A 24,506-nucleotide genomic window follows, 5' to 3' on the forward strand; every position below is an offset into this window, starting at 1 on the left:
TGCTTCTGGTAGGTCAGGCGGCGGGTCAGGTCACCTTCGCCGCTGGCAATGTCCTTGAGCATGCTTGCCACGCCGAGGATCGGCCGGGTAACGCCGCGGGCCATCAGCCACACCATCAGCAGGCCGGCGATCGCCGCCGCCAGGCCCAGGCCAAGTTCCAGCAGGGTGCCGCTGGTGTTCAGCGCGTCCAGTTCCTGTTTCAGCGCTTCGGCCGGCCCGGTCAGGGCGTTTTCCGGCACATCCAGCAGCACGCCCCAGGGCTGGGCATCCGGAATCGGCTGGAAGGCGGCCAGCACCTTCAGGCGCTGCTGGTCGTGCACGATGGTCATCTTGCCGTCGGCCAGCTTGCGCACCAGTTCGGCACCCTTGGCGGTGTCGACCTGGTCGAAGCGCTGGGCCAGCTTGCTGGCATCGGCGCTGTAGCCGGCCAGCAGGCCGACCGGGCTGAGGATGCCGACCGTGGTGCGGCCTTCGTACAGGCTGCGGCTGGCCTCCTGGCTCAGGGCCTGCAGGCTGTTGAGGTTGATGTCGATGGACAGGGTGGCGATCACCTTGCCGTCGACTGCCAGCGGGAAGACGATGCTGGTCATCAGCACTTGCTGGCCATCGATGTCGTAGAAGTAGGGCTCCACCACGCACACCTTGCCGGATGTGCGCGGGCACACCCACCAGGTATTGGCTGGCTGGCCGCTGGGGCCGATCTCGGTGTTGGCCATGTCATGTTCGGGCAGGGCCATGGCCGTCAGCTGGCCGACACGCGGCTGCGACCAGTACAGGGCGAAGCGCCCGGTTTCGTTGCTGCCCAGTTCTGCCTTGCCGGCGAACAGGCTGTCCTTGTTGTCCAGGGCGTTGGGCTCGAATACCAGCGACAGGCCGAGCAGTTCAGGGTTGGCCTGCAGGGCGGCGCGCACCTGGCGGGTCATGTCCTCGCGCAGGTCGAAGGCATCGAGAAAGCGCTTTTCCGCCTGCTCGCGCAGGAACAGCACCTGGCGGGCGAAACCGGCGCCGTACTGGTAGGCGTCCATGAACTGGCGGCGGATGTTCAGCGCCTGCACCTCGCCCTGCGACTCGATGCGCGACTGGGCCGATTCGGTCAGCATCTGCATGCTGCTGGCCTTGACCAGGTCCGAGCTGTGGTCCATGCGATACAGCGACAGGCCGACGAGCAGGGTGACGATGCCGGCCAGGCAGAGACCGGCGAGCAGGGTGATCTTCCACTGGATGGAAAGTTGTCGCAAAGGCATGGGGCGTATCCCTTTTTTTGGACAGTAAGGGTTATGGCTTTGGGGCTGGGCGGGGTTGAGAGGTGCCTGGCTGGAGATGTGTGTCGTCTGTGAGATCGAGCGCCGCCCGCGCGGCGCTTCGCAGCACAAGGCTGCTCCTACATCTGTTTCGGGCCAGTAACGCTTGCGCCAGCGCGTGCGACCGCCTTGTTTGTCCGACACGATATCGAGATGGACGCCAAGGGGCCGAGCGCCTCCACCTCAGGAATAACTGGCCCGAAACAGATGTAGGAGCAGCCTTGTGCTGCGAAGCGCCGCGCGGGCGGCGCTCGATCTCACAGGCGACAGAAATCTCCAGCCAGGCATCTCCCAGCCTTCCCACCATATCGGCCCATCCCATTTTTTCTTTATTCAAACATTCAATTTAAATTTCAGCCCTCCGTGTAATCCGCCGCAACATGGCGCTTTTGACATCTGCTGCCCACTGCTTCACAGTGCGCGCTTTTTTTCTGTCGCAATGAGGTAAGCCAACCATGAATGCAGTGATCGCCGCGGTCGGCATCATGCTGATACTCAGCCTGTCCCGCGTGCACGTGGTCATCGCCCTGATCGTCGGGGCCCTGGCCGGTGGGCTGGTGGGGGGGCTGGGCATCGAAGGTACGCTCAAGGCCTTCAACGGCGGCCTCGGCGGCGGGGCCACGGTAGCCCTGTCCTATGCACTGCTGGGCGCGTTTGCCGTGGCCATCGCCAAGTCCGGCCTGGCCCATGCCTTGGCCGACCGCGCCCTGGCCATGATCGACCGCCAGGGCCATGCCAGTGGCGGCAAGGTCAAATGGTTGCTGGTGGGCCTGATGCTGGTGGTGGCAGTGTCGTCGCAGAACATCCTGCCTATCCACATCGCCTTCATTCCCTTGCTGGTGCCACCGCTGCTGTACGTGCTGACCCGCCTGCGCATCGACCGCCGGCTGATCGCCTGCGTGATCACCTTTGGCCTGATAACCCCGTACATGTTCCTGCCGGTGGGCTTTGGCAACATCTTCCTCAATGAAATCCTGCTGGCCAACGTCGCCCGCGCGGGTGTCGACGTGAGTGGCGTGAATGTCACCCACGCCATGGCCATCCCGGCCGCTGGCATGCTGGCTGGCCTGTTGCTGGCGGTATTCGTCAGCTACCGCAAGAAGCGTGACTACGACCTGGCGCGCATCGAGCAGGTGGAGCAGGTGAGCGTGCAGTACAACCCGCTGACCCTGCTGGTGGCCGGGCTGGCGATTGCCTCGGCGTTCATCGTCCAGTTGTGGCTGGACTCGATGATCATCGGCGCCATGGTCGGCTTCCTGATCTTCTCGCTGTCGGGCATCGTGCGCTGGAAGGACACTGACGACCTGTTCACCGAAGGCATGAAGATGATGGCCATGATCGGCTTCATCATGATTGCCGCCTCAGGCTTTGCCGACGTGATGAAGGCCACCGGTGAGGTGAACAGCCTGGTGGAAACCTCGGCGCAGTGGATCGACCACAGCAAGGGCGTCGGTGCCTTGCTGATGCTGCTGGTGGGCCTGCTGGTGACCATGGGCATCGGCTCGTCGTTCTCCACCGTGCCGATTCTGGCCGCGATCTTCGTGCCGCTCTGCGTGCAGCTGGGCTTCGACCCGCTGGCCACCGTGTGCATCGTTGGTACCGCCGGTGCCCTGGGCGACGCAGGCTCGCCTGCCTCGGACTCGACCCTGGGCCCGACCTCGGGGTTGAACGTGGATGGCCAGCACCACCATATCTGGGACACCGTGGTGCCTACCTTCATCCACTACAACCTGCCATTGCTGGCGTTCGGCTGGTTGGCGGCGATGACGCTGTAAGACGGGGAGGGCGTCAGCCCTTGTCGGGCGGCGGCGAGATGCGGTTGAGCACGGTGCTGCCGTCCTTGCTGCGGGTCAGGTAGACCGGCAGCACCTTGGGCAGGTTGTTGACCAGGCGCCCCACCTCACGGGTGTTGTAGATACCGCTGATGCGGATGCGGCCGGTGCTGGCGTCGGCCAGCAGCAGCGGTGCGTCGAGGTAGCGGTTGATTATCGGCAGGGCCTGTTCCAGGCTCAGGTTGTCGAGCACCAGCTTGCCGTCGCGCCAGGCCAGGCTGTTGCCGTAGTCCTCGCTCTGCTCCAGTTGCGGCTCGAAGTCGCCCTTGTGATAGCTGGCCTGCATACCAGGGCCCAGGCGGTAGCCACCGGTGCTGCCGTCGCTGGATACCAGTACCGAACCTTCCACCAGGGTGACCTTGACCTGGTCCTGGTACTTCCACACGTTGAACTGGGTGCCGGTGACGCGGGTCTGGCCACGACCGGCATGCACGATGAACGGGTGGCTGCTGTCGTGCTGCACCTTGAAGAACGCCTCGCCACGTTTGAGCGTGACCTGGCGCTGGTCCTTGTAGTTGAGGTAGGTGAGCTCGGTGTTGAGGTTGAGCTGCACCGTGCTGCCGTCGCTCAGCTGCACGGTCTGCATGTGCGCGCCAGCTTCGAAGTGCTGGTAGCGATTGGGCAGCCAGCCTTGTTCCCAGCCCACCCAGCCGGCCAGCGGCAGCACTGCCAGGGCGATCGCGGCGGCGGATGCCAGCGGCCGCCAGTTGCGCTGGCGCGCGGCCTTTTGCAGCGGCGGGTTGAAGTCGATGACGGTGGCATTGCGCGGCAGCAGGTCTGCGGTTTGCCAGATTTCCAGCATTGCCTGGTATTCCTCGGCATGCCGCGGGTCGGCCGCCAGCCAGCGGGCGAACGCCTCGCGCTCGGCCACCGAGCAATCTTCGGCGTGCAGGCGCATGCACCAGTGCGCGGAGGCGTCGGTGATGGCATCGTCTGGGCTGGGATTGAGGCGGTCGTGGTTCATTGCGGCTCCGGGTTTTGCGCATTCTACCCTTGCTGGAGGGCTCCCGAGAACCGAGGTAATGGCGAATGACTATCAGTTGTGCCGGTTTTCGTCGGATTGGTGATGGTTTTTCAGCGTTTGAGAACCCTTCGCGCAGGTAAATTCAGGCTGAAATCGTTGGGGCTGCCTTGCAGCCCATCGCGACACAAGGCCGCTCCTACAGGGGAACGCGATTCCATGTAGGAGCGGCCTTGTGTCGCGATGGGGCGCAAAGCGCCCCCATGGTCTCTCAGAACTGCGCCGCCTCCAAACCATAAAGGCTGCCACTACCCGCCCGGATACTGGCCTCCAGCCCCAACCCGCGCGGCAAGACCCGCTGGAAGAAGAACTCCGCACACGCAAGCTTGGCCCCATGAAACGCGGCATCCTCGTCACGCTTGGCCAACGCCACCGCCGCCATACGCGCCCACATGTAGGCATACGCAGTCAGCCCGAACAGCTGCAGGTATTCCACCGCCACCGCGCTGACCAGGTTGGCATCCTCGCCGGCACGCGCCCGCAGCCAGGCGCTGGTCGCCTCCAGCCGCGCCAGGCTCGCTTGCAGGGCTTCACGGTGCAGCGGCGCATCCACGCTGAAGGCCCGCACCTCGGCGGCAAAGCCGGCCAGCGCCTGGCCACCGTCGGCCAGCACCTTGCGCCCGAGCAGGTCGAGGGCCTGTATGCCGTTGGTGCCTTCATAGATCTGCGCGATGCGCACATCGCGCACACGCTGCTCCTGGCCCCATTCGCGAATGTAGCCATGGCCGCCATACACCTGCTGGCCGAGCACACAGCTTTCCAGGCCGTTGTCGGTGAAGAACGCCTTGGCCACCGGCGTCAGCAGCGCCACCAGGCGCTGCGCATGTTCGCGCTCGCCGGCGTCTTCGGCGTAGCGCGCCAGGTCCAGCTGCTGGCCGACGTAGGCGGCAAACGCCCGGCCACCTTCGGTGAGGGTGCGCATGGTCAGCAACATGCGCCGCACATCGCCATGGTGGATGATCGGGTCGGCAACCTTGTCCTGTGCCTGCGGGCCGCTGGCGGCGCGGCTTTGCAGGCGCTCGTTGGCGTAGCGGGCGGCGCTCTGGTAGGACGCCTCGGCACAGCCGATGCCCTGGATGCCGATGGACAGGCGCTCGTAGTTCATCATGGTGAACATCGCCGCCAGGCCCTTGTTCGGCTCGCCGACCAGGTAGCCGACGGCACCATCGAAGTTCATCACACAGGTGGCCGAGGCCTTGATGCCCATCTTGTGTTCGATCGAGCCGCAATGGGCGGCGTTGCGCGCCCCCAGGCGGCCATCGGCCTCGACCAGGTACTTGGGCACCAGGAACAGCGAGATGCCCTTGGCGCCGGTGGGCGCATCCGGCAGTTTGGCCAGCACCAGGTGGACGATGTTCTCGGTCAGGTCCTGTTCGCCGCCGGTGATGAAGATCTTGCTGCCGCTGATGCGATAGCTGCCGTCGGCCTGGGGCTCGGCGCGGCTGCGGATCAGCCCAAGGTCGGTGCCGGCATGGGGTTCGGTGAGGCACATGGTGCCAGCCCAGCGGCCTTCGTACAGGGGCGGCAGGTAGGTGGCCTTGAGTGTTTCGCTGGCGTGGGCATCGATCGCCAGGCAGCTGCCGGCGCTCAATGCCGAATACAGGCTGAAGCTGCAGTCGGCGGCGTAGAGCATTTCTTCGAACAGCACACCGAGCATTTTCGGCATGCCCATGCCGCCATGTTCAGGATTGCCGCCCAGGCCGACCCAACCGCCTTCACGGTAGGTGTGCCAGGCCTCGCGGAAGCCGTCGGGTGTAGTGACTTCACCAGCGGTGAAGCGCACGCCTTGCTCGTCACCGTTGCGGCTGAGCGGGGCAATCAGCTGGCCGGTGACTTTGGCTGCTTCCTCGAGGATGGCATCGGCGGTATCGGCGTCGATGCGCTCGGCCAGGGCGGGCAGGCGGGCCCACAGGGCCGGGGCGTTGAACACGTCATGCAGGACGAAGCGCATGTCGCGCAGGGGGGCGGAGTAGGTAGTCATCGGGGGCTCTTGGAATAATGGAAACATGGGCTGGCCTCTTCGCGGGCATGCCCGCTCCCACAGGTAAAGCACAGGGTGCGAGGCCGGTGCGGTCCCTGTGGGAGCGGGCATGCCCGCGAAGAGGCCACCACTGGATCAGAGGGCTTTGGCCCGGTCGCGCAGCACGTACTTCTGGATCTTGCCGGTGGAGGTCTTGGGCAGTTCGCCGAACACCACGGTCTTCGGCACCTTGAACCCGGCCAGGTGCTCGCGGCACCAGCTGGTGATGTCGGCTTCGCGGGTGTCTTCGCGGCCCGGCTTGAGGGCAATGAATGCGCACGGGGTTTCCCCCCACTTTTCATCCGGGCGCGCCACCACCGCGGCTTCCAGTACCGCCGGGTGCTTGTACAGGGCGTCCTCGACCTCGATGGTGGAAATGTTCTCGCCACCGGAAATGATGATGTCCTTGAGCCGGTCCTTGATCTCGACATAGCCGTCGGTATGCCACACGGCCAGGTCACCGGTATGGAACCAGCCGCCCCGGAAGGCTTCGGCGGTAGCCTCGGGGTTCTTCAGGTAGCCCTTCATCACCGTGTTGCCCCGCATGAAGATCTCGCCCAGGGTGTTGCCGTCGCGCGGTACCGGCTCGAGGGTTTGCGGGTCGGCGACCATCAGGCCGTCGAGGGTCGGGTAGCGCACGCCCTGGCGGGACTTGATCCGTGCCCGCTCTTCCAGCGACAGTTCATCCCATTCGTCATGCCAGGCACACACGGTCACCGGGCCGTAGACTTCGGTCAGGCCGTAGGTGTGGGTGACCTGGATGCCCATCTCTTCCACTGCGCCGATGACCTTTGCAGGTGGCGCGGCGCCGGCGACCATGGCCTGCACCGGGTGCTCGATGGCCGCCTTGGCTGCCTCGGGCATGTTGACCAGGGCGTTGAGCACGATCGGCGCGCCGCACAGGTGGCTGACCCGGTGCTCGCGGATCAGGGTCAGGATCTTCTGCGGGTCGACCCGGCGCAGGAACACATGGGTGCCGGCCAGCGCGGTGATGGTCCATGGGTAGCACCAGCCATTGCAGTGGAACATCGGCAGGGTCCACAGGTACACCGGGCGATGGCCCATGCCCCAGACCATCTGGTTGCCCAGGGCGTTCAGGTAAGCGCCACGGTGGTGGTAGACCACGCCCTTGGGGTTGCCGGTGGTGCCGGAGGTGTAGTTGAGCGAGATCGCCTGCCACTCGTCATCGGGCCATTCCCAGGCAAAGTCCGGGTCGCCTTCGGCGAGGAACGCTTCATAATCCAGTTCGCTGACCGCACGGCCTTCGCCGTACTCCGGGTCATCCACATCCACCACCAATGGCGGGTGCTCGAGCAAGGCCAGGGCAGCCTCGATGACCGTGTGGAACTCGCGGTCGGTGATCAGTACCTTGGCCTCGCCATGCTGCAGCATGAAGGCGATGGCCTCGGCGTCCAGGCGTACGTTCAGGGTATTGAGCACGGCGCCGGTCATGGGCACGCCAAAATGGGCTTCGAGCATGGCCGGAATGTTGGGCAACATCACCGCTACGGTGTCGCCACGGCCGATACCCCGGCCCACCAGGGCGCTGGCCAGGCGCCGACAGCGTTGGTAGGTCTGCTGCCAGTTACGGCGGATGGCACCGTGGATCACCGCCGGATAATCGCCATATACGGCAGCGGTGCGTTCGATGAAACTCAGCGGGGTGAGGGCGACATGGTTGACGGCAGCGGGCATCAGGCCCTGGGCATAGATCGACATGCGGTAATCCTGTAGAGGAGGCAGGCACAACCTGTGCGCTTGACCCCCGGTGGCTGATTGTTAGCTCTGTTCAGGGTGCAGGGAGGCGGACGGTGGGCCGCTCCCCTTGTCGCAGTTTTACGCGAGTCGCTATGGTATTAGGAATATCGACTATAGCAATATAGTAAAACTACTATAACAACGAGCCGCCTACCGTGGACAACACTGCCTATCCCTTGCTCGCCAAGGACCCGCAACCCAGCCTGATGCTGGCCGGCGACGCCAGGCCGCTGGCACTCAACCCGGCGCTGCAGGCCTGGGTCGATGAAGGCCCGGCACTGGCCAGCTGGCTGCCGGGCAACTGCGCCGCCCTGGTGCGCGCCTGCCTGCGCCAGCGCCGGGCGATCGCCGATGTCGAGGTGCAGGTCGGTGAACGCATCGTGCTGTGGAGCTTCATCCCTGACGACCAGGGCCAGCAGGTGCTGGCGCGTGGCCGCGACGCCAGCGACGAGCGTCATGGCGCACGCGAGGCCAGCCGCGCCCGGCGCCTGTACCGGCTGATCATCGAGAACACCACCGACCTGATCTCCCGGCATAGCCCCGATGGCCGTTTTCTCGATGCTTCGCCGGCAGCATTCCGCCTGCTTGGCCTGTGGCCCGAGCAACTGCGCGGCATGGCCGTACATACCCTGCTGCACCCGCGCGAGCGCCGCCAGGTGCTGCGCCAGGCCGCCGCCGCCCTGGACCAGGACGGCTACCACACCATGACCTGCCGAGTGCGCCAGGCCGCAGGCGGCTACCGCTGGTTCGAAATCGCCAGCCGGGCCATCCGCGAAACCTACACCGGCACGGTGGTGGAGGTGGTCAGCGTGTCTCGCGACATCACCCTGCGCATCGAGGCCCAGGAAAGCCTGGCGCACAGTGCCCGGCTGGCCACCTTGGGCGAGCTGGCTTCGGGCATTGCCCACGAGATCAACCAGCCGTTGTCCGCGGTGGTCAACTATGCCAACGCAAGCCAGCGTTACCTGCTGGGCCTGGAGCGCGACCCGCAGGCCCGAGAGCGGGTAGGGCAGGGCCTGCAGCGCATCAGCGAACAGGCCACCCATGCCGCCGAAGTGATCCGCCGCCTGCGCGCCTTCCTGCGCAAGGGGCCGCGCCGCCTGCAGGCTCTGGACGTGGCCGAGGTGGCCGGCGAAGCCATGCGCCTGTGCGCCTGGGAAGCCGCGCGTGACCAGGTGGTGGTCGAGTTGCGCATGAGCGCGCAGCTGCCCTTGGTGTATGCCGACCGGGTACTGCTGGAGCAGGTGCTGTTGAACCTGTTGCGCAACGCCATCGATGCCAACCGCGAGCAGCATGGCGAGCGGCCGTCACGTATCCTGCTGGGCGCTGCGCGCGATGGTGATGGCGTGCTGGTCGAGGTGGCGGACCAGGGCCCGGGCGTGGCGCCCGAGCGCCTGGATGAAATCTTCACGCCGTTCACCACCAGCAAGGCCGACGGCCTGGGCCTTGGCCTGAGCATGAGCCGTAGCCTGATCGAAGGTTTTGGCGGCAGCCTGTGGGCGCGAGCCGGTGACAATGGCGGTCTGGTACTGTGCTGCCGCCTGGCGGTCAGCAGGGGGTAAGGGGAGATGGCGGTGCAAGCGAAGGTGTATGTGGTCGATGACGACCAGGGTATGCGCGACTCGACGGTGTGGTTGTTGCAGTCGGTGGGTTTGCAGGCCTTGCCGTTCGCCGGCGGGCAGGCGTTTCTCGACGCCTGCGTCGACGATGGGCCGGCCTGTGTGCTGCTGGATGTGCGCATGCCGGGGCTGGGCGGGTTGGCGGTGCAGCAGGCGATGCGCGAGCGTGGCCTGGGTTTGCCGGTGATATTCGTCAGCGGGCATGCCGATGTGCCGATCGTGGTGCGGGCATTCAAGGCCGGCGCCTGCGACTTCATCGAGAAACCCTACAACGACCAGTTGCTGCTCGACAGCGTGCAGGCCGCGTTGGAAAGCGCCGGGCGGGCACGCCAGGACGACCAGGCGCTGGCCCGGGTGCAGGCGCGCATCGATGGCCTGACCCCGCGCGAGCGCGACGTGTTCGTGCCGTTGGCCCAAGGGTTGAACAACCGCGAGATTGCCGAACGGCTGGGCGTCAGCGTGAAGACGGTGGACCTGTACCGGGGGCGGGTGATGAAGCGGTTGCAGGCCGATAGCCTGGCGGAGTTGGTGGGCATGGCCATTGCCTGCGGGGCGGTGGAGGCACTGGGCCTGCGAACACCGTAGCAGGCCTTGACGCATGGCCCTGTAGGAGCGGCCTTGTGTCGCGATGGGGCGCGAAGCGGCCCCAGGTTTTGTGCCCCAACAGAAATTGCGGGGCCGCTTTGCGGCCCATCGCGACACAAGGCCGCTCCTACAGGGGGGGCGCAAGGGGCAGAAATCATGAAATTTTCCATAGTAACCTAATCAAAGCTTTGACATTCACTGCCTAGGCAGTAATATTTCCACACAATTACCCGAGCAGTCTCCGATGGCCCATTTCTCTCCCGAAAACTTCCAGACCTGCGCCATCGGCATGCTGCTTGGCCGGGCGGCGATCCTGAAGGACCGCATTCTCGACTGGCACCTCGAATCCGAAGGCGTCACCGCCGCGCAGTTCAAGGTGCTGATCATCGTCACCCAGTACCAGGTGGACACCCCGGCCGAGCTGTGCCGGTACCTGGGCCTGGACAGCGGATCGATGACCCGCATGCTCGACCGCCTCGAGCAGAAGGAACTGATCGTGCGCAACCGTTGCGCCGACGACCGTCGCCAGGTGCGCCTGGCGCTTACCGCCGATGGCCAGCGCCTGGCTGACCGCCTGCCGGAAATCGGCGCGGCGGCCATGAACGAGCTGTGCGGCGCGCTGGCACCCGAAGAGCTCGAGACCCTGGAAGGCCTGCTGGCCAAGGTCCTGCTCGCTGCCGGCGACCCGTTGACGATCCGCCGCTTCGGCGATCGTTGATCCCTGTCACGAATTATCCAAGGTATTGCCATGGCCACTCCCGCAGACACCCCGACTCCCTCCGCCGCGCCCGAACCGTCGCGCAAGCGCAAGGCCTGGCTGCTTGGCCTGGTGTTGCTGCTGATTCTTGCCGGCGTCGGAGCCTGGGCCTGGTACAGCCTGGTCGGGCGCTGGCACGAAAGCACCGACGATGCCTACGTCAACGGCAACGTGGTAGAGATCACCCCGCTGGTCACCGGCACTGTCACCAGCATCGGTGCCGATGACGGCGACCTGGTCCACGCCGGCCAGGTATTGCTGCAATTCGACCCGGCCGACAGCCAGGTGGCCTTGCAGGCCGCCGAAGCCAGGCTGGCGCGCAGCGTGCGCCAGGTGCGCGGGTTGTACAGCAACGTCGACGCGCTCAAGGCCCAGCTGGAAACCCGCCAGGCCGAGCTGCGCAAGGCCCGCCAGGACTTCAACCGGCGCAAGGTACTGGCCGACAGCGGCGCGATAGCTGCGGAAGAATTGTCCCATGCCCGCGACGACCTGAGCGTGGCCGAGGCCGCCGTCAACAGTGCACGCCAGCAGCTCAGCACCAGCAGCGCACTGGTCGACGACACCGTGGTGTCCTCGCACCCCGAGGTGATGGCCGCCGCCGCCGACCTGCGCCAGGCCTACCTCGACCATGCCCGCACCACCCTGGTGGCACCGGTAACCGGCTACGTTGCCAAGCGTACCGTGCAGCTGGGCCAGCGCCTGCAACCGGGTACCGCGACCATGGCGGTGATCCCGCTGGACCAGGTGTGGATCGATGCCAACTTCAAGGAAACCCAGCTGCGCGACATGCGTATCGGCCAGCCGGTGCAGATCAGCGCCGACCTGTACGGCAGCGAGGTCAGGTACAGCGGCACGGTCGACAGCCTTGGCGCTGGCACCGGCAGCGCCTTCGCCCTGTTGCCGGCGCAGAATGCCACCGGTAACTGGATCAAGATCGTCCAGCGCGTGCCGGTACGCATCCACCTCAGCCCCGACCAGCTCAAGGACCACCCGCTGCGTATCGGGCTGTCCACCGTGGTCGAGGTCGACCTGCACGACCAGAGCGGCCCGACCTTGGCCCAGCAGCCACCGCAGCAGGCCAGCTATACCACCCAGGTGTATGACCGCCAGCTGGTCGAAGCTGACAACCTGATCGCCCGGCTGATCCACGAAAACAGCGCAACCGGCAAGACGGCCCAGCGATGAGCAACAACGCTGCTGCCCAGTTCACGCCGCCGAGCCTGCTGCTGACCACCATCGGCCTGTCGCTGGCGACGTTCATGCAGGTGCTCGACACCACCATCGCCAACGTGGCCTTGCCGACCATTTCCGGCAACCTGGGGGTGAGCTACGAGCAGGGCACCTGGGTCATCACCTCGTTCGCGGTGAGCAACGCCATTGCCTTGCCGCTCACCGGCTGGCTCAGCCGACGGTTTGGCGAGGTGAAGCTGTTCATCTGGGCCACGCTGCTGTTCGTGCTGGCCTCGTTCCTGTGCGGTATTGCCCAGTCGATGCCGGAGCTGGTCGGTTTTCGCGTGTTGCAGGGTGTGGTGGCCGGGCCGTTGTACCCGATGACCCAGACTTTGCTGATCGCCGTCTATCCCCCGGCCAAGCGCGGCATGGCCCTGGCGCTGCTGGCGATGGTCACGGTGGTGGCGCCGATTGCCGGACCGATTCTCGGCGGCTGGATAACCGACAGCTACAGCTGGCCGTGGATCTTCTTCATCAACGTGCCCATCGGCCTGTTCGCCGCCGCCGTGGTCCGCCAGCAGATGCGCACCCGGCCGGTGGTCACCAGTCGCCAGCCGATGGACTACATCGGCCTGCTGACGCTGATCATCGGCGTTGGCGCCTTGCAGGTGGTGCTGGACAAAGGCAACGATCTGGACTGGTTCGAATCGTCGTTCATCATTGCCGGAAGCCTGGTCTCGCTGGTGTTCCTGGCGGTGTTCGTGATCTGGGAACTGACCGACCGTCACCCGGTGGTCAACCTGCGCCTGTTCGCGCACCGCAACTTCCGCGTGGGCACCATCGTGCTGGTAGGGGGCTATGCCGGGTTCTTCGGCATCAACCTGATCCTGCCGCAGTGGCTACAGACGCAGATGGGCTATACCGCTACCTGGGCCGGCCTGGCGGTGGCGCCGATCGGCCTGTTGCCGGTGCTGATGTCGCCGTTCGTGGGCAAGTACGCGCACCGCTTCGACCTGCGTGTGCTGGCCGGGCTGGCGTTCCTGGCGATCGGCAGCAGCTGCTACATGCGTGCCGGGTTCACCAGCGAGGTGGACTTCCAGCATGTGGCGCTGGTGCAGTTGTTCATGGGTATTGGCGTTGCGCTGTTCTTCATGCCGACCTTGAGCATCCTGCTGTCCGACCTGCCACCGCAGCAGATCGCCGATGGCTCGGGCCTGGCGACCTTCCTGCGTACCTTGGGCGGCAGTTTCGCGGCGTCGCTGACCACCTGGATCTGGATTCGCCGGGCGGACCAGCACCATGCCTACCTGAGCGAGCACATCAGCCAGTTCGACCCGGCCACGCGGCATACCCTGGAGCAGCTGGGCGGGGCCAGCCCGCAGAGCTATGCGCAGCTGGAGCAGATACTCAACGGGCAGGCGTACATGATGTCGACGGTGGACTACTTCACCCTGATGACCTGGGTGTTTGCCGGGTTGATCCTGCTGGTGTGGTTCGCCAAACCGCCCTTTACCGCCAAGGCGGGGCCGGCGTCGGCAGGGCACTGAGCCGGGCCAGAACAAGGCCCAGGCTCTTTGCCAAATGCCATGTCAGGCACTCGCTGCTGCGTACCAGGGCCGCTGCATGCGCAGCACCAACCGGTCGATTTGCGGCACCAGCAGGTTGCCGGCCAGCACGGCGAAGCAGAGGCCATCGGCGTAAAGGCCGAACTCGCGAATCAGCTCGGTCAGCGTGCCGACGGTCACGCCGAAGAGGATGCGACCGGCGCGGGTATCGGGGCTGGTGACCGGATCGGTGGCGATGAAGAAGGCGGTGAAGAGATAGCCGCCGAGGCTGAGGTTGTAAACGGCTTCCTGCAGGCTGTGGCCGGCAGCCATGCACAGCAATACTGTGCTCGCGATCATCGCCAGCGGAATCTCGATACGGATCACCCGCAGCGAAGCCAGCAGCAAACCGCCGGCAATGTAGCCGAACCCCGAAAGATTGTGGGTGATATGGGTGAACTCGTTCTGCGCCAGTTGAGTGGCGCCGGCGAACGCATCGAGCTCCAGGCGTGGCACCAACTGTAGCTGTTGCAGCAGAACCGCCTTGGCGTCCAGGGTTGCGGTCCAGGGGGCATGGTTCGATGGCGCGGGGTACAACTGCTGATAGAAGCAGATGGCAACCACCCCCAGGCCAACCATGGCAGGGTTGAGACGGTTGCGACCAAGGCCTCCACTGGCGTGCTTGCACAGTGCCAGAGCAGCAAAACTGGCCAGGGCGATCATCCACAACGGCACCATCAGCGGCAATGCCCGAGCCAGTATCAGGCCCAGCACCAGCCAGCTGAGGTCGCTCAAACCCTTGCGTACGTCATGCCCGCGCAGGCGCAGCAGGGCGGCTTCGAAGCCCAGGGCGAACAGCACGCACCAGAACACCTGCAACCAGACCACGACGCCGAATTGCCAGGCATACAGGGCGGTGCCCGGCAGCAGGCACAGGACGACCAGCAGCATCACCGTGCGCAGCCGTTGCGGGATGGGGTGGCGTATCAGGCTCATGCGCGGACCTCCGTCTTGCTTTGGCGGAAGCGTTCGCGCAGCGGGATATTGCTTGGGCAGATGCTGCTGCAGCTGCCGCATTCGATGCAGGCGTCCAGGCGCAGTTCCTGCAGGCTGGCCTTGTCCAGGCGCTCGGCGGCAGCGTAGAGGTCCAGCGGCCGCAGCGACATCGGGCAGACATCCACACAGCGCGTGCAGCGAATGCAACTGCTGGCGGGGCGAGCAGCCGGCAGGTAGCGCTCGGCGCCGAAAATCAGGCAACTGCTGGTCTTGCTGACGAAGGCGTTGGCGTCCGGTAGCGGCTGCCCCATCATCGGGCCTCCGACCTGGGTCAACTGCCCTGTGGGGGACGCGCCAGCAATCGCGCGCAGTTCGCTGACCGGGTAACCCACCGGCACCCGCACATTGCCGGGGCGCTCGCAGTCACCGGTCAGTGTCAGCACGCGGCTGGTCAGTGGTTCGTCCTGGAAGACGGCCCGGCCCAGCGCGTAGAGCGTTGCGACATTCAGGGCGAGGACGCCGATATCGGCGGGGCGGCTCCCCGGGGCCAGGTTGCGGCCACTGAGGCTCTTGATCATCAACGGCTGCCCACCTGCTGGGTAACGCTCCGGAAGTGGACAAATCTCGACCCGGGTGCGCGCCTGGCGTGCGGCGGCACGTAACGTGGCCATCGCCTCCGGTTTGTTGGTTTCGATGCCGAAACGGGTTGCCGTTATTCCCAGCAGCGCGGCGACATAGTCGGCGGCCTCGATCAACGCTTCGGCATTTTCACGCATGAGGCGGTCATCGCAGGTAAGGAAGGGCTCGCATTCGGCACCGTTGATCAGCAGCAGGTCGGGCTGCTGTGCGCCGGCCAGCTTGAGGGCCGTGGGGAAACCCGCACCACCAAGGCCGACTATGCCCATCTGCAATGCGTGCTCGACCAGCGCCTCTGGCGTTTGCGGCAGGCCCGGTGCCGGGCGTTCGAGCCACTCGTCCAGGCCATCTGCGTTCAGGATGACGGCCATGACTGGTTCGGCCGAGTCGGCCGCGAAGACGTGATCGATCCGGTCCACGATGCCGGAGGTACTGGCATGCACCCAAGCGGTGGTGTTGTCGCCAATACCGATCACTTCGCCCTTGCGCACATGCTGCCCCGGCTGCACGCAAGGCTGGACAAACCGCCGACCCCGCCCGAGCGGAATCGCCAGCTGGATTTTACCGACCACGACCGGGGCAACCGTCGTGGCGTTGGATAGTTCCTTGTATCCCCTGAGCTCGATCCCTCCGTGCCAACTACGCTGAGAGGATGAGGCGATGGCCAGCAGACGGCGCCAGAAAGGTTTCTGTTGCGGCTGACGCTGGGCGCGGATGCGGCTCTGCAGGCGTTCGACGCTCTGCAACGAATGGCTAGACATGTAATGTCCTCCAATTTTTGGGCAAAGAACGCCCCTGTGCGCTTATGCACATGGTTGTTTTATTGCTTCCGGGACGTTAAGCGGAAAGGGAGGGGGATGAATGATCACCCGCGCAGATCAGAGTGTTCGAAGAGGAGTTTGTTCGGTTTTTGACCAGGTTTGCTGATGAACGGTAGGCCAATTGCCATCTCGCAACTCTGGTGAAATAGCCTGCGCCGCGAACGGGCGGCCAGAGTCTGCGAGGTGTCCAATGATGCGCGCAAGCCTGCTGGTGATGCTGGTGACGTTGCTGTATGGCTGCGGCGACAGGATTGAACGCTTTGGCGGGCCGACCATGGGGAGTACGTATTCGATCCAGTACGTACCCACTGCACAGACGCCCGATTCGCGGCAGGTAAAGGCCGAAGTCGAGCTTGTTCTCCAGGCCCTCGACAAGCAGTTCTCCAACTGGCGCGGCGATTCCGTGGTTTCCCGCTTCAACAACCTGCCGGCCGGCGCCTGTCAGGCAGTGCCGCAAGAGATGCAGCAATTGCTGGCGTACGGTGTTTCTCTGTTCCGCCAGAGTGGCGGGGCTTTCGACCTGACGGTTTTGCCCTTGATGAACCTCTGGGGCTTCGGCCCACAGTCACGCGGCAGACAGGTGCCGGATGCCAGCACGCTGGCGCGGGAGCAGGCACGGGTAGGCCTGCAGCACTTGCACCTGGATGGAGAAAAGCTGTGCAAGGATGTGGCGGCGCAGCTGGATTTCGACAGCATGCTCGCCGGTTATGCAGTGGATCGGGTGGGTGACAGGCTTGCGGCCCTGGGTATCCAGGCCTATCTGGTCGAGATCACCGGCGAACTGAAGGGGGTTGGCCGCAAACCGGATGGCTCGCCCTGGCGCATCGCCCTCGAGGTACCGAGTGGTGGGGGCGAACAGCAAGTGGAGCGCGCCATCGCCCTGGATGGCTACGGCGTTGCCACCGCCGGCGATTACCGCAACTATTTCGAGGAAGGTGGCCAGCGTTATTCGCACACCTTCGATCCCCGTGTCGGCAGGCCGGTCAAGCACGCGCTGGCGGCAGTGTCGGTGGTCGACCCTTCGGTGTTGCGTGCCGATGCCCTGGACACACTGTTGATGGTGCTGGGCCCGGAGGAAGGCTATGCCTTCGCCGAGCGGAATGAAATCGCTGCCTACTTCATCATGCACCAGGGGCTGGGGTTCGTTGCGCGGGCGACGCCGCGGTTCGAGACGTTGTTTCCCGGGCAAGGCAAACCCACGCAGTAGCAGAAGGAAAGGTCATTCCCACGCGCTGCCTTTTCCCCTATTGTCGATGCTCCCTTTCCAAACGATTGGCAGACCCATGGAGCAAGTCATAGTCATCACCGGTGCCAGCCGCGGCATCGGCGCCGCCACGGCGCTGCTGGCCGCCCGTCAGGGCTACCGCATCTGCATCAACTACCACGCCGACGACCAGGCCGCCGAGGACATCCTCGGCCAGGTCCGAGCCCTGGGCGCCAAGGCCATCACCGTGCGCGCCGACGCCAGTGTCGAGGATGAGGTCATCCAGCTGTTCCAGCGCGTTGACGAAGAACTCGGCCCGGTCACCGCGCTGGTCAACAACGCAGGCACCATTGGCCAGCAAAGCCGGGTCGAGGACATGTCCGAGTTCCGCCTGCTCAAGGTCATGAAGACCAACGTCGTCGGCCCCATGCTCTGCGCCAAGCACGCACTGAAGCGCATGGCACGCCGGCACGGCGGGCCGGGCGGGGCCATCGTCAACGTGTCGTCGGTGGCCGCCCGCCTGGGCTCGCCCAACGAATACGTGGACTATGCCGCTTCCAAGGGCGCCCTCGACACCTTCACCATTGGCCTGGCAAAGGAAGTGGCAGGCGAGGGCGTGCGGGTAAATGGTGTGCGGCCAGGCTACATCCATACCGGGTTCCACGCGCTGTCGGGCGACCCCGACCGGGTCAGCAAGCTCGAGCCCGGCTTGCCCATGGGCCGCGGCGGGCGCCCGGAGGAAGTGGCCGAGGCCATCCTCTGGCTGCTCTCGGACAAAGCCTCGTACTCCACCGGCAGCTTCATCGACCTGGGCGGCGGGCGCTGAACGCGCCGGTCAATCCTCCAACAGCGTGCGTACCCGTTCGGCCAGCACTGCCAGCTCGAACGGCTTGGTCAGCACCTCAGTGCCTTGCAACAACTGGCCGTCACTGAGCGCCGCGCTTTCGTCGTAGCCGGTGATGAACAGTACCTTGAGGTCGGGGTGGCGCTCGCGGCAACGTTCAGCCAACTGGCGGCCATTCAGGCCGCCGGGCAGGCCGATATCGCTCAACAGCAGGTCTGGCCGCTCGCCAGCTTGCAGGTGGGCGAGGGCGGCTGGGCCGTTCTCGAATGCATCGACCCGATAACCCAGTTCTTCCAGCACCTCGCAGACGACCACGCGCAAGGCGGCCTGGTCTTCAACCAGCAGGATACGCTGCGTGGCGCTGCTGCTTTTTTCCAGCAGTGTGCGCGGTGGCCTGGGTGCCGGGGCTTCGGGGTGCTGGTGGTGGCGGGGAAGCAGCAGCTCGATGCGGGTGCCTTCGCCCAGTGTCGACAACACCCGTAGCTGCCCGCCCGACTGGCGCACGAAACCATAGGTCATCGACAAGCCCAGCCCAGTGCCCTGGCCCATGGGCTTGGTGGTGAAGAACGGGTCGACGGCGCGCTCGGCCACCTCCGCCGACATGCCCTTGCCGTTGTCGCTGATGCTCAGCCGTACGTATTCGCCAGCTGGCAGTTCCAGTGCACGGGCTTGCTGGTCGTCGAGCAGGAGGTTGTCACCGAGGATATCGATCACGCCGCCGGCAGGCATGGCATCGCGGGCATTGATGCACACGTTGAGCAGGGCGCTTTCCAGTTGCGGCGGGTCGATGAAGGTCGGCCACAGCTGGCAGGGGAATTGGCTGGTCAGGGTGATGGAGGGGCCGATGGTGCGGCGCAGCAGCTCTTCCATGCCGCCCACCAGCGTGGCTACCTGCGTGGAGCAGGGCTGCAGGGTCTGCTGACGGGAAAATGCCAGCAGCCGGTGTACCAGCGAAGAGGCCCGCTGCGCCGAGCCGTTGGACAGCTTCAGCAATGGCTCCAGGGCGTCGAAACGGGATTGCTCCAGGCGCTGGCGCATCAGCTCCTGGGCACTGAGGATGCCGCCCAGCAGGTTGTTGAAGTCGTGGGCGATGCCGCCACTGAGCTGGCCGACCGCTTCCATCTTCTGTGCCTGGCGCAGGGCTTCCTCGGCCTTGGCCTGTTCTGCCAGTGCCGCATTCACCCGTTGTTCCAGTTCCTCGTTCAGGCGCTGCAGGGCCTGCTCTGCCCGTCGGCGTGCAGTGACGTCCTTGAACAGTACCGCCACCTGGCGCTTTTCGGCAGGCTCTACGCGGAAGGTGGTCACCGACAACACATGGCCGGTGGCGACCAGTTCCTGCTCGAAATGCAGCGGCTCGCCCGTGCGCAGCACCGCGCCATAACGGGCGACCCAATCGTCGGCCTCATCGGGCACCATCTCGCGCAGTTTCTGCCCGACCACGTTGGGGATGCCGGCATGCTTGGCATAGGCCGCATTGGCCAGCACATGCACATAGTCGCTCAGTGGGCCGTGCGGGCCGTCGAAGAACTCGATGATGCAGAAGCCTTCGTCCATGGTGTCGAAGAGCGAGCGGTAGAAGTCCTGATCGTGTTGCTGATGGCTTGCCAGGCGGGCTTCCAGCAGCGCGTTCTGTTGCTGCAGGGCTTCGACTTGTTGGCGCAGTGAAAGCAGGTCGCGGGAGGGCATGCCGACGTCCGACAGTGGATGAAGCCCAGACTTTAGCGTGTTCGGCAACAGGCGAATAGCCAGTCAACGCGGGTGTGACGCAATGCCCAACAGGCGCTCGATCCGTTCGCCGAGGGTGTTCAGGTCGAGGGGTTTGTGCAGCAGTTCGGTGCGCCTGCCGGGCCGGGCACAGTGCACCGTTTCGGCAGTTTCGTAGCCGGTAATCAGCAATACCGGGGCATCCGCCACAAGGTCCTGGCAGGCCTCTGCAAGCTGGTAACCGTCGAGTCGCCCAGGCAGGCCGACATCGGTGATCAGCAGGTCCGGTGGCGGCCCTTTCTGCAACGATTCCAGAGCCCGGTGGCCACTCTCGAAAGCCTGCACCTGATAGCCCAGTTCCGTCAGCACTTCGACCAGTACCAGGCGCAGGGCCGGTTGGTCCGCCACCAGCATGATCCGGTGCATCCGCGGCTGCAACGTCGCGGTGGCGGATGTGGCTGGCTCGCCGTGGCCGGTTGCGCAAGCGCTCTGGTCACGGGGCAGGTACAGGTGAACGCAAGTGCCTTGCCCGGTGACGCTGTCGATCAGCAACTGCCCCCCGGACTGGCGAACAAAACCATAGGCCATGGACAATCCCAAGCCAGTGCCCTGGCCCAGCGGCTTGGTGGTGAAGAAGGGCTCGAAAGCGTGTTGCAGCACCTCACTGGGCATGCCCACGCCGGTGTCCTCGACACGAATGTGCAGATAGTGCCCCGTCGGCAGGTCCAGGCGCTTGGCCTCGGCCGCTGCGAGATCGGCGTTTTCACAACCGATGCGCAAGGTGCCGCCCAGCGGCATGGCGTCACGGGCATTGATGCACAGGTTGAGCAGAGCGTTCTCCAGCTGCTGCGGATCGATGCGGATCGACCATTGCGCGGCCAGCGTGCGGTCCTGGAAGTCAATGTGCGGGCCGGTCGAGCTGCGGATCAGGTCATGCATGTCGGCGACCAGGCGGTGCACATCCACCGCTTGTGGCATCAGCGTCTGTTGGCGCGAAAAGGCCAGCAACCGCTGCACCAGGGCTGCGGCGCGCATTGCGTTGCTGCGGCCGAGCCCGAGCATGCGGGCGGTGTCGGCAAGGCGTTGCTCGCCCAGGCGCTGCTCTGCAAGCTCCAGCGCGCCAAGCAGGCTACCCAGCAAGTTGTTGAAGTCGTGGGCGATGCCGCCGGTCAACTGGCCGACCGCCTCCATTTTCTGCGACTGGCGCAGGGCCTCTTCGGCCTGGCGCAGGCGTTCCTGCTCGGCCATGCGCTCGGTGATGTCATAGGCGAACAGGTACCCGCCCTGGACTTGCTGTTGTGCATCGAGCAATGGGTGATAGCGGATTTCGTAATGGCGGGGGGCATCGGAGGGGCCGAGTGAGATAGTGTCGATGAAGGCTTCGCCGGCCAGCACGCGTGGCCACACCGGTGCCAGGCGGCCCATGATGTCAGGGTGGTTGAGCAGAATTTGTGGCACGTAATCGCCGATCTGCGGCACGAAGCCCCGGTAATGCTCGAAGGTTTCCCGGGCCGTGCGGTTGATCGCGACCAGGCGCATCTCGCTGTCGGCGGCAAACACGTTGGCCCGGCTGTTGTCGAGCAGTTCGCCCAGTAGCTGGATGTGGGCCTGTGCAGTGTCGTCGCGCTCTGCCAGGCGAGCTTCCAGTTCTGCGACACGCGCTTGCAGTTGTGCCAATGACGGGAGCGAGTCTGCTTGCATGGCGAGGGCCCGGTGAGCGGATCAAGCAACTATAGCCGCCTGCCGGGGCGCCAGTCATCAGAACGAGCGGATGATCCGCCCCAGGGTTTCCATGGCCCGTTCGGCATCCTCATGCCAGGGGCTGCCGTAGTTCAGGCGGATGCAGTTGCCGAAGCGCCGGGTGGGCGAGAAGATCGGCCCGGGGGCGATGCTGATGCCTTGGGCCAAGGCCATGTGGAACAGCTTGAGGGCGTCCATCTGTTCGGGCAGCTCCAGCCACAGGAAGTAGCCGCCGGATGGTTGGCTGACCCGCGTCTGCGCCGGAAAGTGCCGGGCGATGGCCGCCAGCATGTTGGCCTGCTGGCCTTCCAGGGCATAGCGCAGCTTGCGCAGGTGGCGGTCGTAGCCGCCGTGCTGCAGGTAGTCGGCGATGGCCGCCTGGGCCGGCATCGAGGCGCACAGCGAGGTCATCAGCTTGAGCCGCTCGATCTTTTGTGCAAAGCGCCCGGCTGCCACCCAGCCAATGCGGTAGCCAGGTGCCAGGCTCTTGGCGAACGAGCCGCAGTGCATCACCAGCCCCTGGGTGTCGAACGCCTTGGCCGGTTTGGGTGCCTGTTGCGCGTAGTACAGTTCGGCGTACACGTCGTCTTCGATCAATGGCACCTGATGACGCGCCAGCAGCTCCACCAGTGCCTGCTTTTTCGCCTCCGGCATGCTGGCGCCCACCGGGTTCTGGAAGTTGGTCATGCACCACACGGCCTTGACCGGGTGTTTCTCCAGCGTTTGCGCCAGCACGCCCAGGTCCATGCCTTCGCGCGGGTGCACAGGAATTTCCACGGCCTTTAGCTTGAGACGCTCCAGTACCTGCAGGCAGGCATAGAACGCGGGGGCTTCGATGGCCACCAGGTCACCGGGCTGGGTGACGGCCTGCAGGCACAGGTTCAGGGCTTCCAGCGCGCCGTTGGTGATCAGCAGCTCCTCCATCGGCAGCATCAGCCCGCCAACCATGTAGCGCAGGGCAATCTGCCGGCGCAGCTGCGGGTTGCCGGGTGACAGGTCGGTCACCACCATGCGCGGGTCCATGCTGCGGCTGGCGCTGGCCAGCGAGCGCGACAGGCGTTGCAGCGGAAACAGCTCGGGGCTGGGGAAGGCCGAGCCGAACGGCACGGTGTTGGGGTCCTTGATCGAGTCGAGGATCGAGAACACCAGCGCGCTGACGTCTACGTCGGTGGATTCGCTTACCGGCTGCAATGCCTGCGGCTCGCTGAACTGGCGCGGGGCGTGGGCGTTGACGAAATAGCCCGAGCGCGGCCGGGCACGGATCAGCCCGCGCCGCTCCAGCAGGTAGTAGGCCTGGAACACGGTGGACGGGCTGACCCCGTGGGTCTGGCTGGCATAGCGCACCGAGGGTACGCGCTGGCCGGGGCCCAGCACCCCGGAGCGGATCAGTTCGGCGATGTCGTCGGCAAAGCGTTCGTAGCGTTTCATTCTGGCCTTCTGTCGAAGCCTGGCAGGCAAGGTGGACTCAGTGTAAGGGATCAGCGGTTCATCGGCGCGACGAAGCGGCTGTGGGCCACGCTGCGGATGGCGGGGTCGTCGCGCTCGCTGATTTCGAAGCTCAGCGTCTGCGAGCTGCTGGCCGGGCGCTCGGCGAGCATCGCCACCGACACCGGCAGTTCACTCATTTCACCGGCCGGGATCACGAAGGAGGTCTTGCCCTGCAAGCTGAAGCCGTCGGCGTCCAGCAGGCGCAGCTCATAGTGCCGGGTGCTTTCGGTCTTGTTGATGACCTTGAGCAGGTAGATGTTCTCGATCTGGCCCTGGGCATTCTCGCGGAACAGGCCGCGGTCCTTGATCACGTCCAGCGACACCATCGGGCGCAGCTGCAAGGCCACCACCAGTGCCGCGATCATCACCCCAAGCGCGGCGGCGTAGCCCAGCAGGCGCGGTCGCAGCCAATGGGTGGTGCCACCTTGCAGGCTGCGTTCGGACTTGTAGCCGATCAGGCCACGGGCGTAGCCCATCTTGTCCATTACCCCGTCACAGGCATCGATGCACGCCGCACAACCGATGCACGCCATTTGCAGGCCGTCGCGGATATCGATGCCGGTGGGGCACACCTGCACGCACAAGGTGCAGTCGATGCAGTCGCCCAGGCCCTGGGCGCGGAGGTCACTGCCTTTCTTGCGCGGGCCACGGGCTTCGCCGCGACGCGGGTCATAGGCGACCGCCAGGGTGTCCTTGTCGAACATCACGCTCTGGAAGCGTGCATAGGGGCACATGTGCAGGCACACCGCTTCGCGCAGCAGGCCGGCATTGATGTAGGTGGCGGCGGTAAAGAACAGCACCCAGAACAGCGCCACGCCGCCCAGTTGCAAGGTGAACAGTTCCGCGGCCAGTGGGCGGATCGGGGTGAAGTAGCCGACGAAGGTCAGCCCGGTGAGCACGCCAATGGCCAGCCACAGGCTGTGCTTCAGCATGCGCCGGGCCAGTTTGTTCAGGCTCCAGGGCGCGGCGGCCAGCTTGATGCGCTGGTTGCGGTCGCCCTCGGTGACCTTTTCGCACCACATGAACAGCCAGGTCCAGGTGCTTTGCGGGCAGCTGTAGCCGCACCACACGCGGCCGGCATACACGGTGATGGCGAACAGGCCGAAGGCGCAGATGATCAGCAGCGCCGACAGCAGGATGAAGTCCTGCGGCCAGAAGGTGGCGCCGAAGATGTGGAATTTGCTGTTGCTCAGGTCCCACAGCACGGCCTGGCGGCCGTTCCAGTTCAGCCAGGCGGTGCCGAAGAACAGCACGAACAGGGCGCCGGCGAAGCCGATGCGCAGGTTGCGGTACAGCCCGGTGAAGCTGCGGGTATGGATGCCATTGTCGGCGCGGCGTGGCTGGGGGCTGGCTGGGGCGGTGGCGATCTCTGTGAAAGGGATTCTATCGTTCATGGCTCGGTGCTCATCAGGCCTCGATCAGGCATGAGCACTATGGCCCTGAGACTGTTATCAGCACAGGCTCAG

General features: G+C 65.2%; 17 protein-coding genes and 1 pseudogene. 8 read left to right on the forward strand and 10 right to left on the reverse strand.

Annotated features, from left to right (window positions below):
* Positions 1-5: 5 nt before the first annotated feature.
* A pseudogene (locus IMX18_RS28470) lies at positions 6-1,244 on the reverse strand (methyl-accepting chemotaxis protein); the annotation flags it as partial.
* 512 nt (positions 1,245-1,756) lie between these two features.
* Here IMX18_RS28470 and IMX18_RS09380 point away from each other — a divergent pair.
* Positions 1,757-3,076 carry a Na+/H+ antiporter family protein gene (locus IMX18_RS09380; RefSeq protein WP_013972950.1) on the forward strand — a complete coding sequence of 440 codons (1,320 nt, stop codon included), beginning with the start codon at positions 1,757-1,759 and terminating at the stop codon, positions 3,074-3,076.
* A gap of 13 nt (positions 3,077-3,089) precedes the next feature.
* On the opposite strand, the gene IMX18_RS09385 is transcribed toward IMX18_RS09380, so the two are convergent.
* From IMX18_RS09385 to IMX18_RS09395, 3 genes are all read right to left on the reverse strand, one after another.
* A complete protein-coding gene (locus IMX18_RS09385) occupies positions 3,090-4,097 on the reverse strand; it encodes a FecR family protein (protein ID WP_217190129.1) in 1,008 nt (335 codons plus the stop codon).
* 268 nt (positions 4,098-4,365) lie between these two features.
* Positions 4,366-6,135 carry an acyl-CoA dehydrogenase C-terminal domain-containing protein gene (locus IMX18_RS09390; RefSeq protein ID WP_015270662.1) on the reverse strand — a complete coding sequence of 590 codons (1,770 nt, stop codon included), beginning with the start codon at positions 6,133-6,135 and terminating at the stop codon, positions 4,366-4,368.
* A 135-nt stretch (positions 6,136-6,270) separates the two neighbouring features.
* Positions 6,271-7,893 (reverse strand): acyl-CoA synthetase, encoded by a 1,623-nt coding sequence (locus IMX18_RS09395; RefSeq protein WP_015270661.1) that lies wholly within the window; start codon positions 7,891-7,893, stop codon positions 6,271-6,273.
* A 194-nt stretch (positions 7,894-8,087) separates the two neighbouring features.
* On the opposite strand from IMX18_RS09395, the gene IMX18_RS09400 reads away from it, so the two are divergent.
* From IMX18_RS09400 to IMX18_RS09420, 5 genes are all read left to right on the forward strand, one after another.
* Positions 8,088-9,494, forward strand: coding sequence for a sensor histidine kinase (locus IMX18_RS09400; protein WP_217190128.1), 1,407 nt, complete (start codon positions 8,088-8,090; stop codon positions 9,492-9,494).
* Between the two features lie 6 nt (positions 9,495-9,500).
* Positions 9,501-10,136 (forward strand): response regulator transcription factor, encoded by a 636-nt coding sequence (locus tag IMX18_RS09405; protein ID WP_054573537.1) that lies wholly within the window; start codon positions 9,501-9,503, stop codon positions 10,134-10,136.
* Between the two features lie 244 nt (positions 10,137-10,380).
* A complete protein-coding gene (locus tag IMX18_RS09410) occupies positions 10,381-10,854 on the forward strand; it encodes a MarR family winged helix-turn-helix transcriptional regulator (RefSeq protein ID WP_054573536.1) in 474 nt (157 codons plus the stop codon).
* Positions 10,855-10,884: 30 nt separating this feature from the next.
* Positions 10,885-12,078: an HlyD/EmrA/EmrK family protein gene (locus tag IMX18_RS09415; protein ID WP_039614211.1), complete on the forward strand. Its 1,194-nt coding sequence runs from the start codon at positions 10,885-10,887 to the stop codon at positions 12,076-12,078.
* The gene (locus tag IMX18_RS09420) at positions 12,075-13,610 is read left to right on the forward strand and encodes a DHA2 family efflux MFS transporter permease subunit (protein WP_013972942.1); all 1,536 of its coding nucleotides are present in this window, start codon (positions 12,075-12,077) and stop codon (positions 13,608-13,610) included. The genes IMX18_RS09415 and IMX18_RS09420 overlap by 4 nt, the downstream gene beginning before the upstream one ends.
* Before the next feature lie 42 nt (positions 13,611-13,652).
* Here the strand turns inward: IMX18_RS09420 and IMX18_RS09425 are convergent, their stop codons facing one another.
* Positions 13,653-14,603, reverse strand: coding sequence for an RnfABCDGE type electron transport complex subunit D (locus IMX18_RS09425; protein ID WP_015270657.1), 951 nt, complete (start codon positions 14,601-14,603; stop codon positions 13,653-13,655).
* Positions 14,600-16,000: an electron transport complex subunit RsxC gene (gene rsxC, locus IMX18_RS09430; RefSeq protein WP_015270656.1), complete on the reverse strand. Its 1,401-nt coding sequence runs from the start codon at positions 15,998-16,000 to the stop codon at positions 14,600-14,602. The genes IMX18_RS09425 and rsxC overlap by 4 nt, the downstream gene beginning before the upstream one ends.
* Before the next feature lie 250 nt (positions 16,001-16,250).
* On the opposite strand from rsxC, the gene IMX18_RS09435 reads away from it, so the two are divergent.
* Both IMX18_RS09435 and IMX18_RS09440 read left to right on the forward strand, forming a co-directional pair.
* Complete coding sequence (locus tag IMX18_RS09435) at positions 16,251-17,267, forward strand: FAD:protein FMN transferase (protein WP_043935679.1); 1,017 nt, start codon at positions 16,251-16,253, stop codon at positions 17,265-17,267.
* Positions 17,268-17,343: 76 nt separating this feature from the next.
* A complete protein-coding gene (locus IMX18_RS09440) occupies positions 17,344-18,090 on the forward strand; it encodes an SDR family oxidoreductase (RefSeq protein WP_024087260.1) in 747 nt (248 codons plus the stop codon).
* Positions 18,091-18,099: 9 nt separating this feature from the next.
* On the opposite strand, the gene IMX18_RS09445 is transcribed toward IMX18_RS09440, so the two are convergent.
* From IMX18_RS09445 to ccoG, 4 genes are all read right to left on the reverse strand, one after another.
* On the reverse strand, positions 18,100-19,794 hold the full coding sequence (locus IMX18_RS09445; RefSeq protein WP_085720670.1) for a response regulator: 1,695 nt from the start codon (positions 19,792-19,794) through the stop codon (positions 18,100-18,102).
* A 63-nt stretch (positions 19,795-19,857) separates the two neighbouring features.
* Positions 19,858-21,513, reverse strand: a complete 1,656-nt coding sequence (locus tag IMX18_RS09450; RefSeq protein WP_031324575.1) for a PAS domain-containing sensor histidine kinase — start codon at positions 21,511-21,513, stop codon at positions 19,858-19,860.
* A gap of 57 nt (positions 21,514-21,570) precedes the next feature.
* Positions 21,571-22,980 (reverse strand): GntR family transcriptional regulator MpaR, encoded by a 1,410-nt coding sequence (gene mapR / locus IMX18_RS09455; protein WP_013972935.1) that lies wholly within the window; start codon positions 22,978-22,980, stop codon positions 21,571-21,573.
* A gap of 50 nt (positions 22,981-23,030) precedes the next feature.
* Positions 23,031-24,434, reverse strand: a complete 1,404-nt coding sequence (ccoG, locus tag IMX18_RS09460) for a cytochrome c oxidase accessory protein CcoG (RefSeq protein WP_100413548.1) — start codon at positions 24,432-24,434, stop codon at positions 23,031-23,033.
* Between the last annotated feature and the right edge of the window lie 72 nt (positions 24,435-24,506).

The organism is Pseudomonas shirazica, assembly GCF_015168335.1.
Lineage (GTDB): Bacteria > Pseudomonadota > Gammaproteobacteria > Pseudomonadales > Pseudomonadaceae > Aquipseudomonas > Aquipseudomonas asiatica.

Excerpts from the sequence above, each read along its gene's own strand:
- IMX18_RS09380 (WP_013972950.1), top strand. The coding sequence starts at position 1,757 with ATGAATGCAGTGATCGCCGCGGTCGGCATCATGCTGATACTCAGCCTG.
- IMX18_RS09385 (WP_217190129.1), bottom strand. The coding sequence starts at position 4,097 with ATGAACCACGACCGCCTCAATCCCAGCCCAGACGATGCCATCACCGAC.
- IMX18_RS09390 (WP_015270662.1), bottom strand. The coding sequence starts at position 6,135 with ATGACTACCTACTCCGCCCCCCTGCGCGACATGCGCTTCGTCCTGCAT.
- IMX18_RS09395 (WP_015270661.1), bottom strand. The coding sequence starts at position 7,893 with ATGTCGATCTATGCCCAGGGCCTGATGCCCGCTGCCGTCAACCATGTC.
- IMX18_RS09405 (WP_054573537.1), top strand. The coding sequence starts at position 9,501 with ATGGCGGTGCAAGCGAAGGTGTATGTGGTCGATGACGACCAGGGTATG.
- IMX18_RS09410 (WP_054573536.1), top strand. The coding sequence starts at position 10,381 with ATGGCCCATTTCTCTCCCGAAAACTTCCAGACCTGCGCCATCGGCATG.
- IMX18_RS09415 (WP_039614211.1), top strand. The coding sequence starts at position 10,885 with ATGGCCACTCCCGCAGACACCCCGACTCCCTCCGCCGCGCCCGAACCG.
- IMX18_RS09420 (WP_013972942.1), top strand. The coding sequence starts at position 12,075 with ATGAGCAACAACGCTGCTGCCCAGTTCACGCCGCCGAGCCTGCTGCTG.
- IMX18_RS09425 (WP_015270657.1), bottom strand. The coding sequence starts at position 14,603 with ATGAGCCTGATACGCCACCCCATCCCGCAACGGCTGCGCACGGTGATG.
- rsxC (WP_015270656.1), bottom strand. The coding sequence starts at position 16,000 with ATGTCTAGCCATTCGTTGCAGAGCGTCGAACGCCTGCAGAGCCGCATC.
- IMX18_RS09435 (WP_043935679.1), top strand. The coding sequence starts at position 16,251 with ATGATGCGCGCAAGCCTGCTGGTGATGCTGGTGACGTTGCTGTATGGC.
- IMX18_RS09440 (WP_024087260.1), top strand. The coding sequence starts at position 17,344 with ATGGAGCAAGTCATAGTCATCACCGGTGCCAGCCGCGGCATCGGCGCC.
- IMX18_RS09445 (WP_085720670.1), bottom strand. The coding sequence starts at position 19,794 with ATGCCCTCCCGCGACCTGCTTTCACTGCGCCAACAAGTCGAAGCCCTG.
- IMX18_RS09450 (WP_031324575.1), bottom strand. The coding sequence starts at position 21,513 with ATGCAAGCAGACTCGCTCCCGTCATTGGCACAACTGCAAGCGCGTGTC.
- mapR (WP_013972935.1), bottom strand. The coding sequence starts at position 22,980 with ATGAAACGCTACGAACGCTTTGCCGACGACATCGCCGAACTGATCCGC.
- ccoG (WP_100413548.1), bottom strand. The coding sequence starts at position 24,434 with ATGAACGATAGAATCCCTTTCACAGAGATCGCCACCGCCCCAGCCAGC.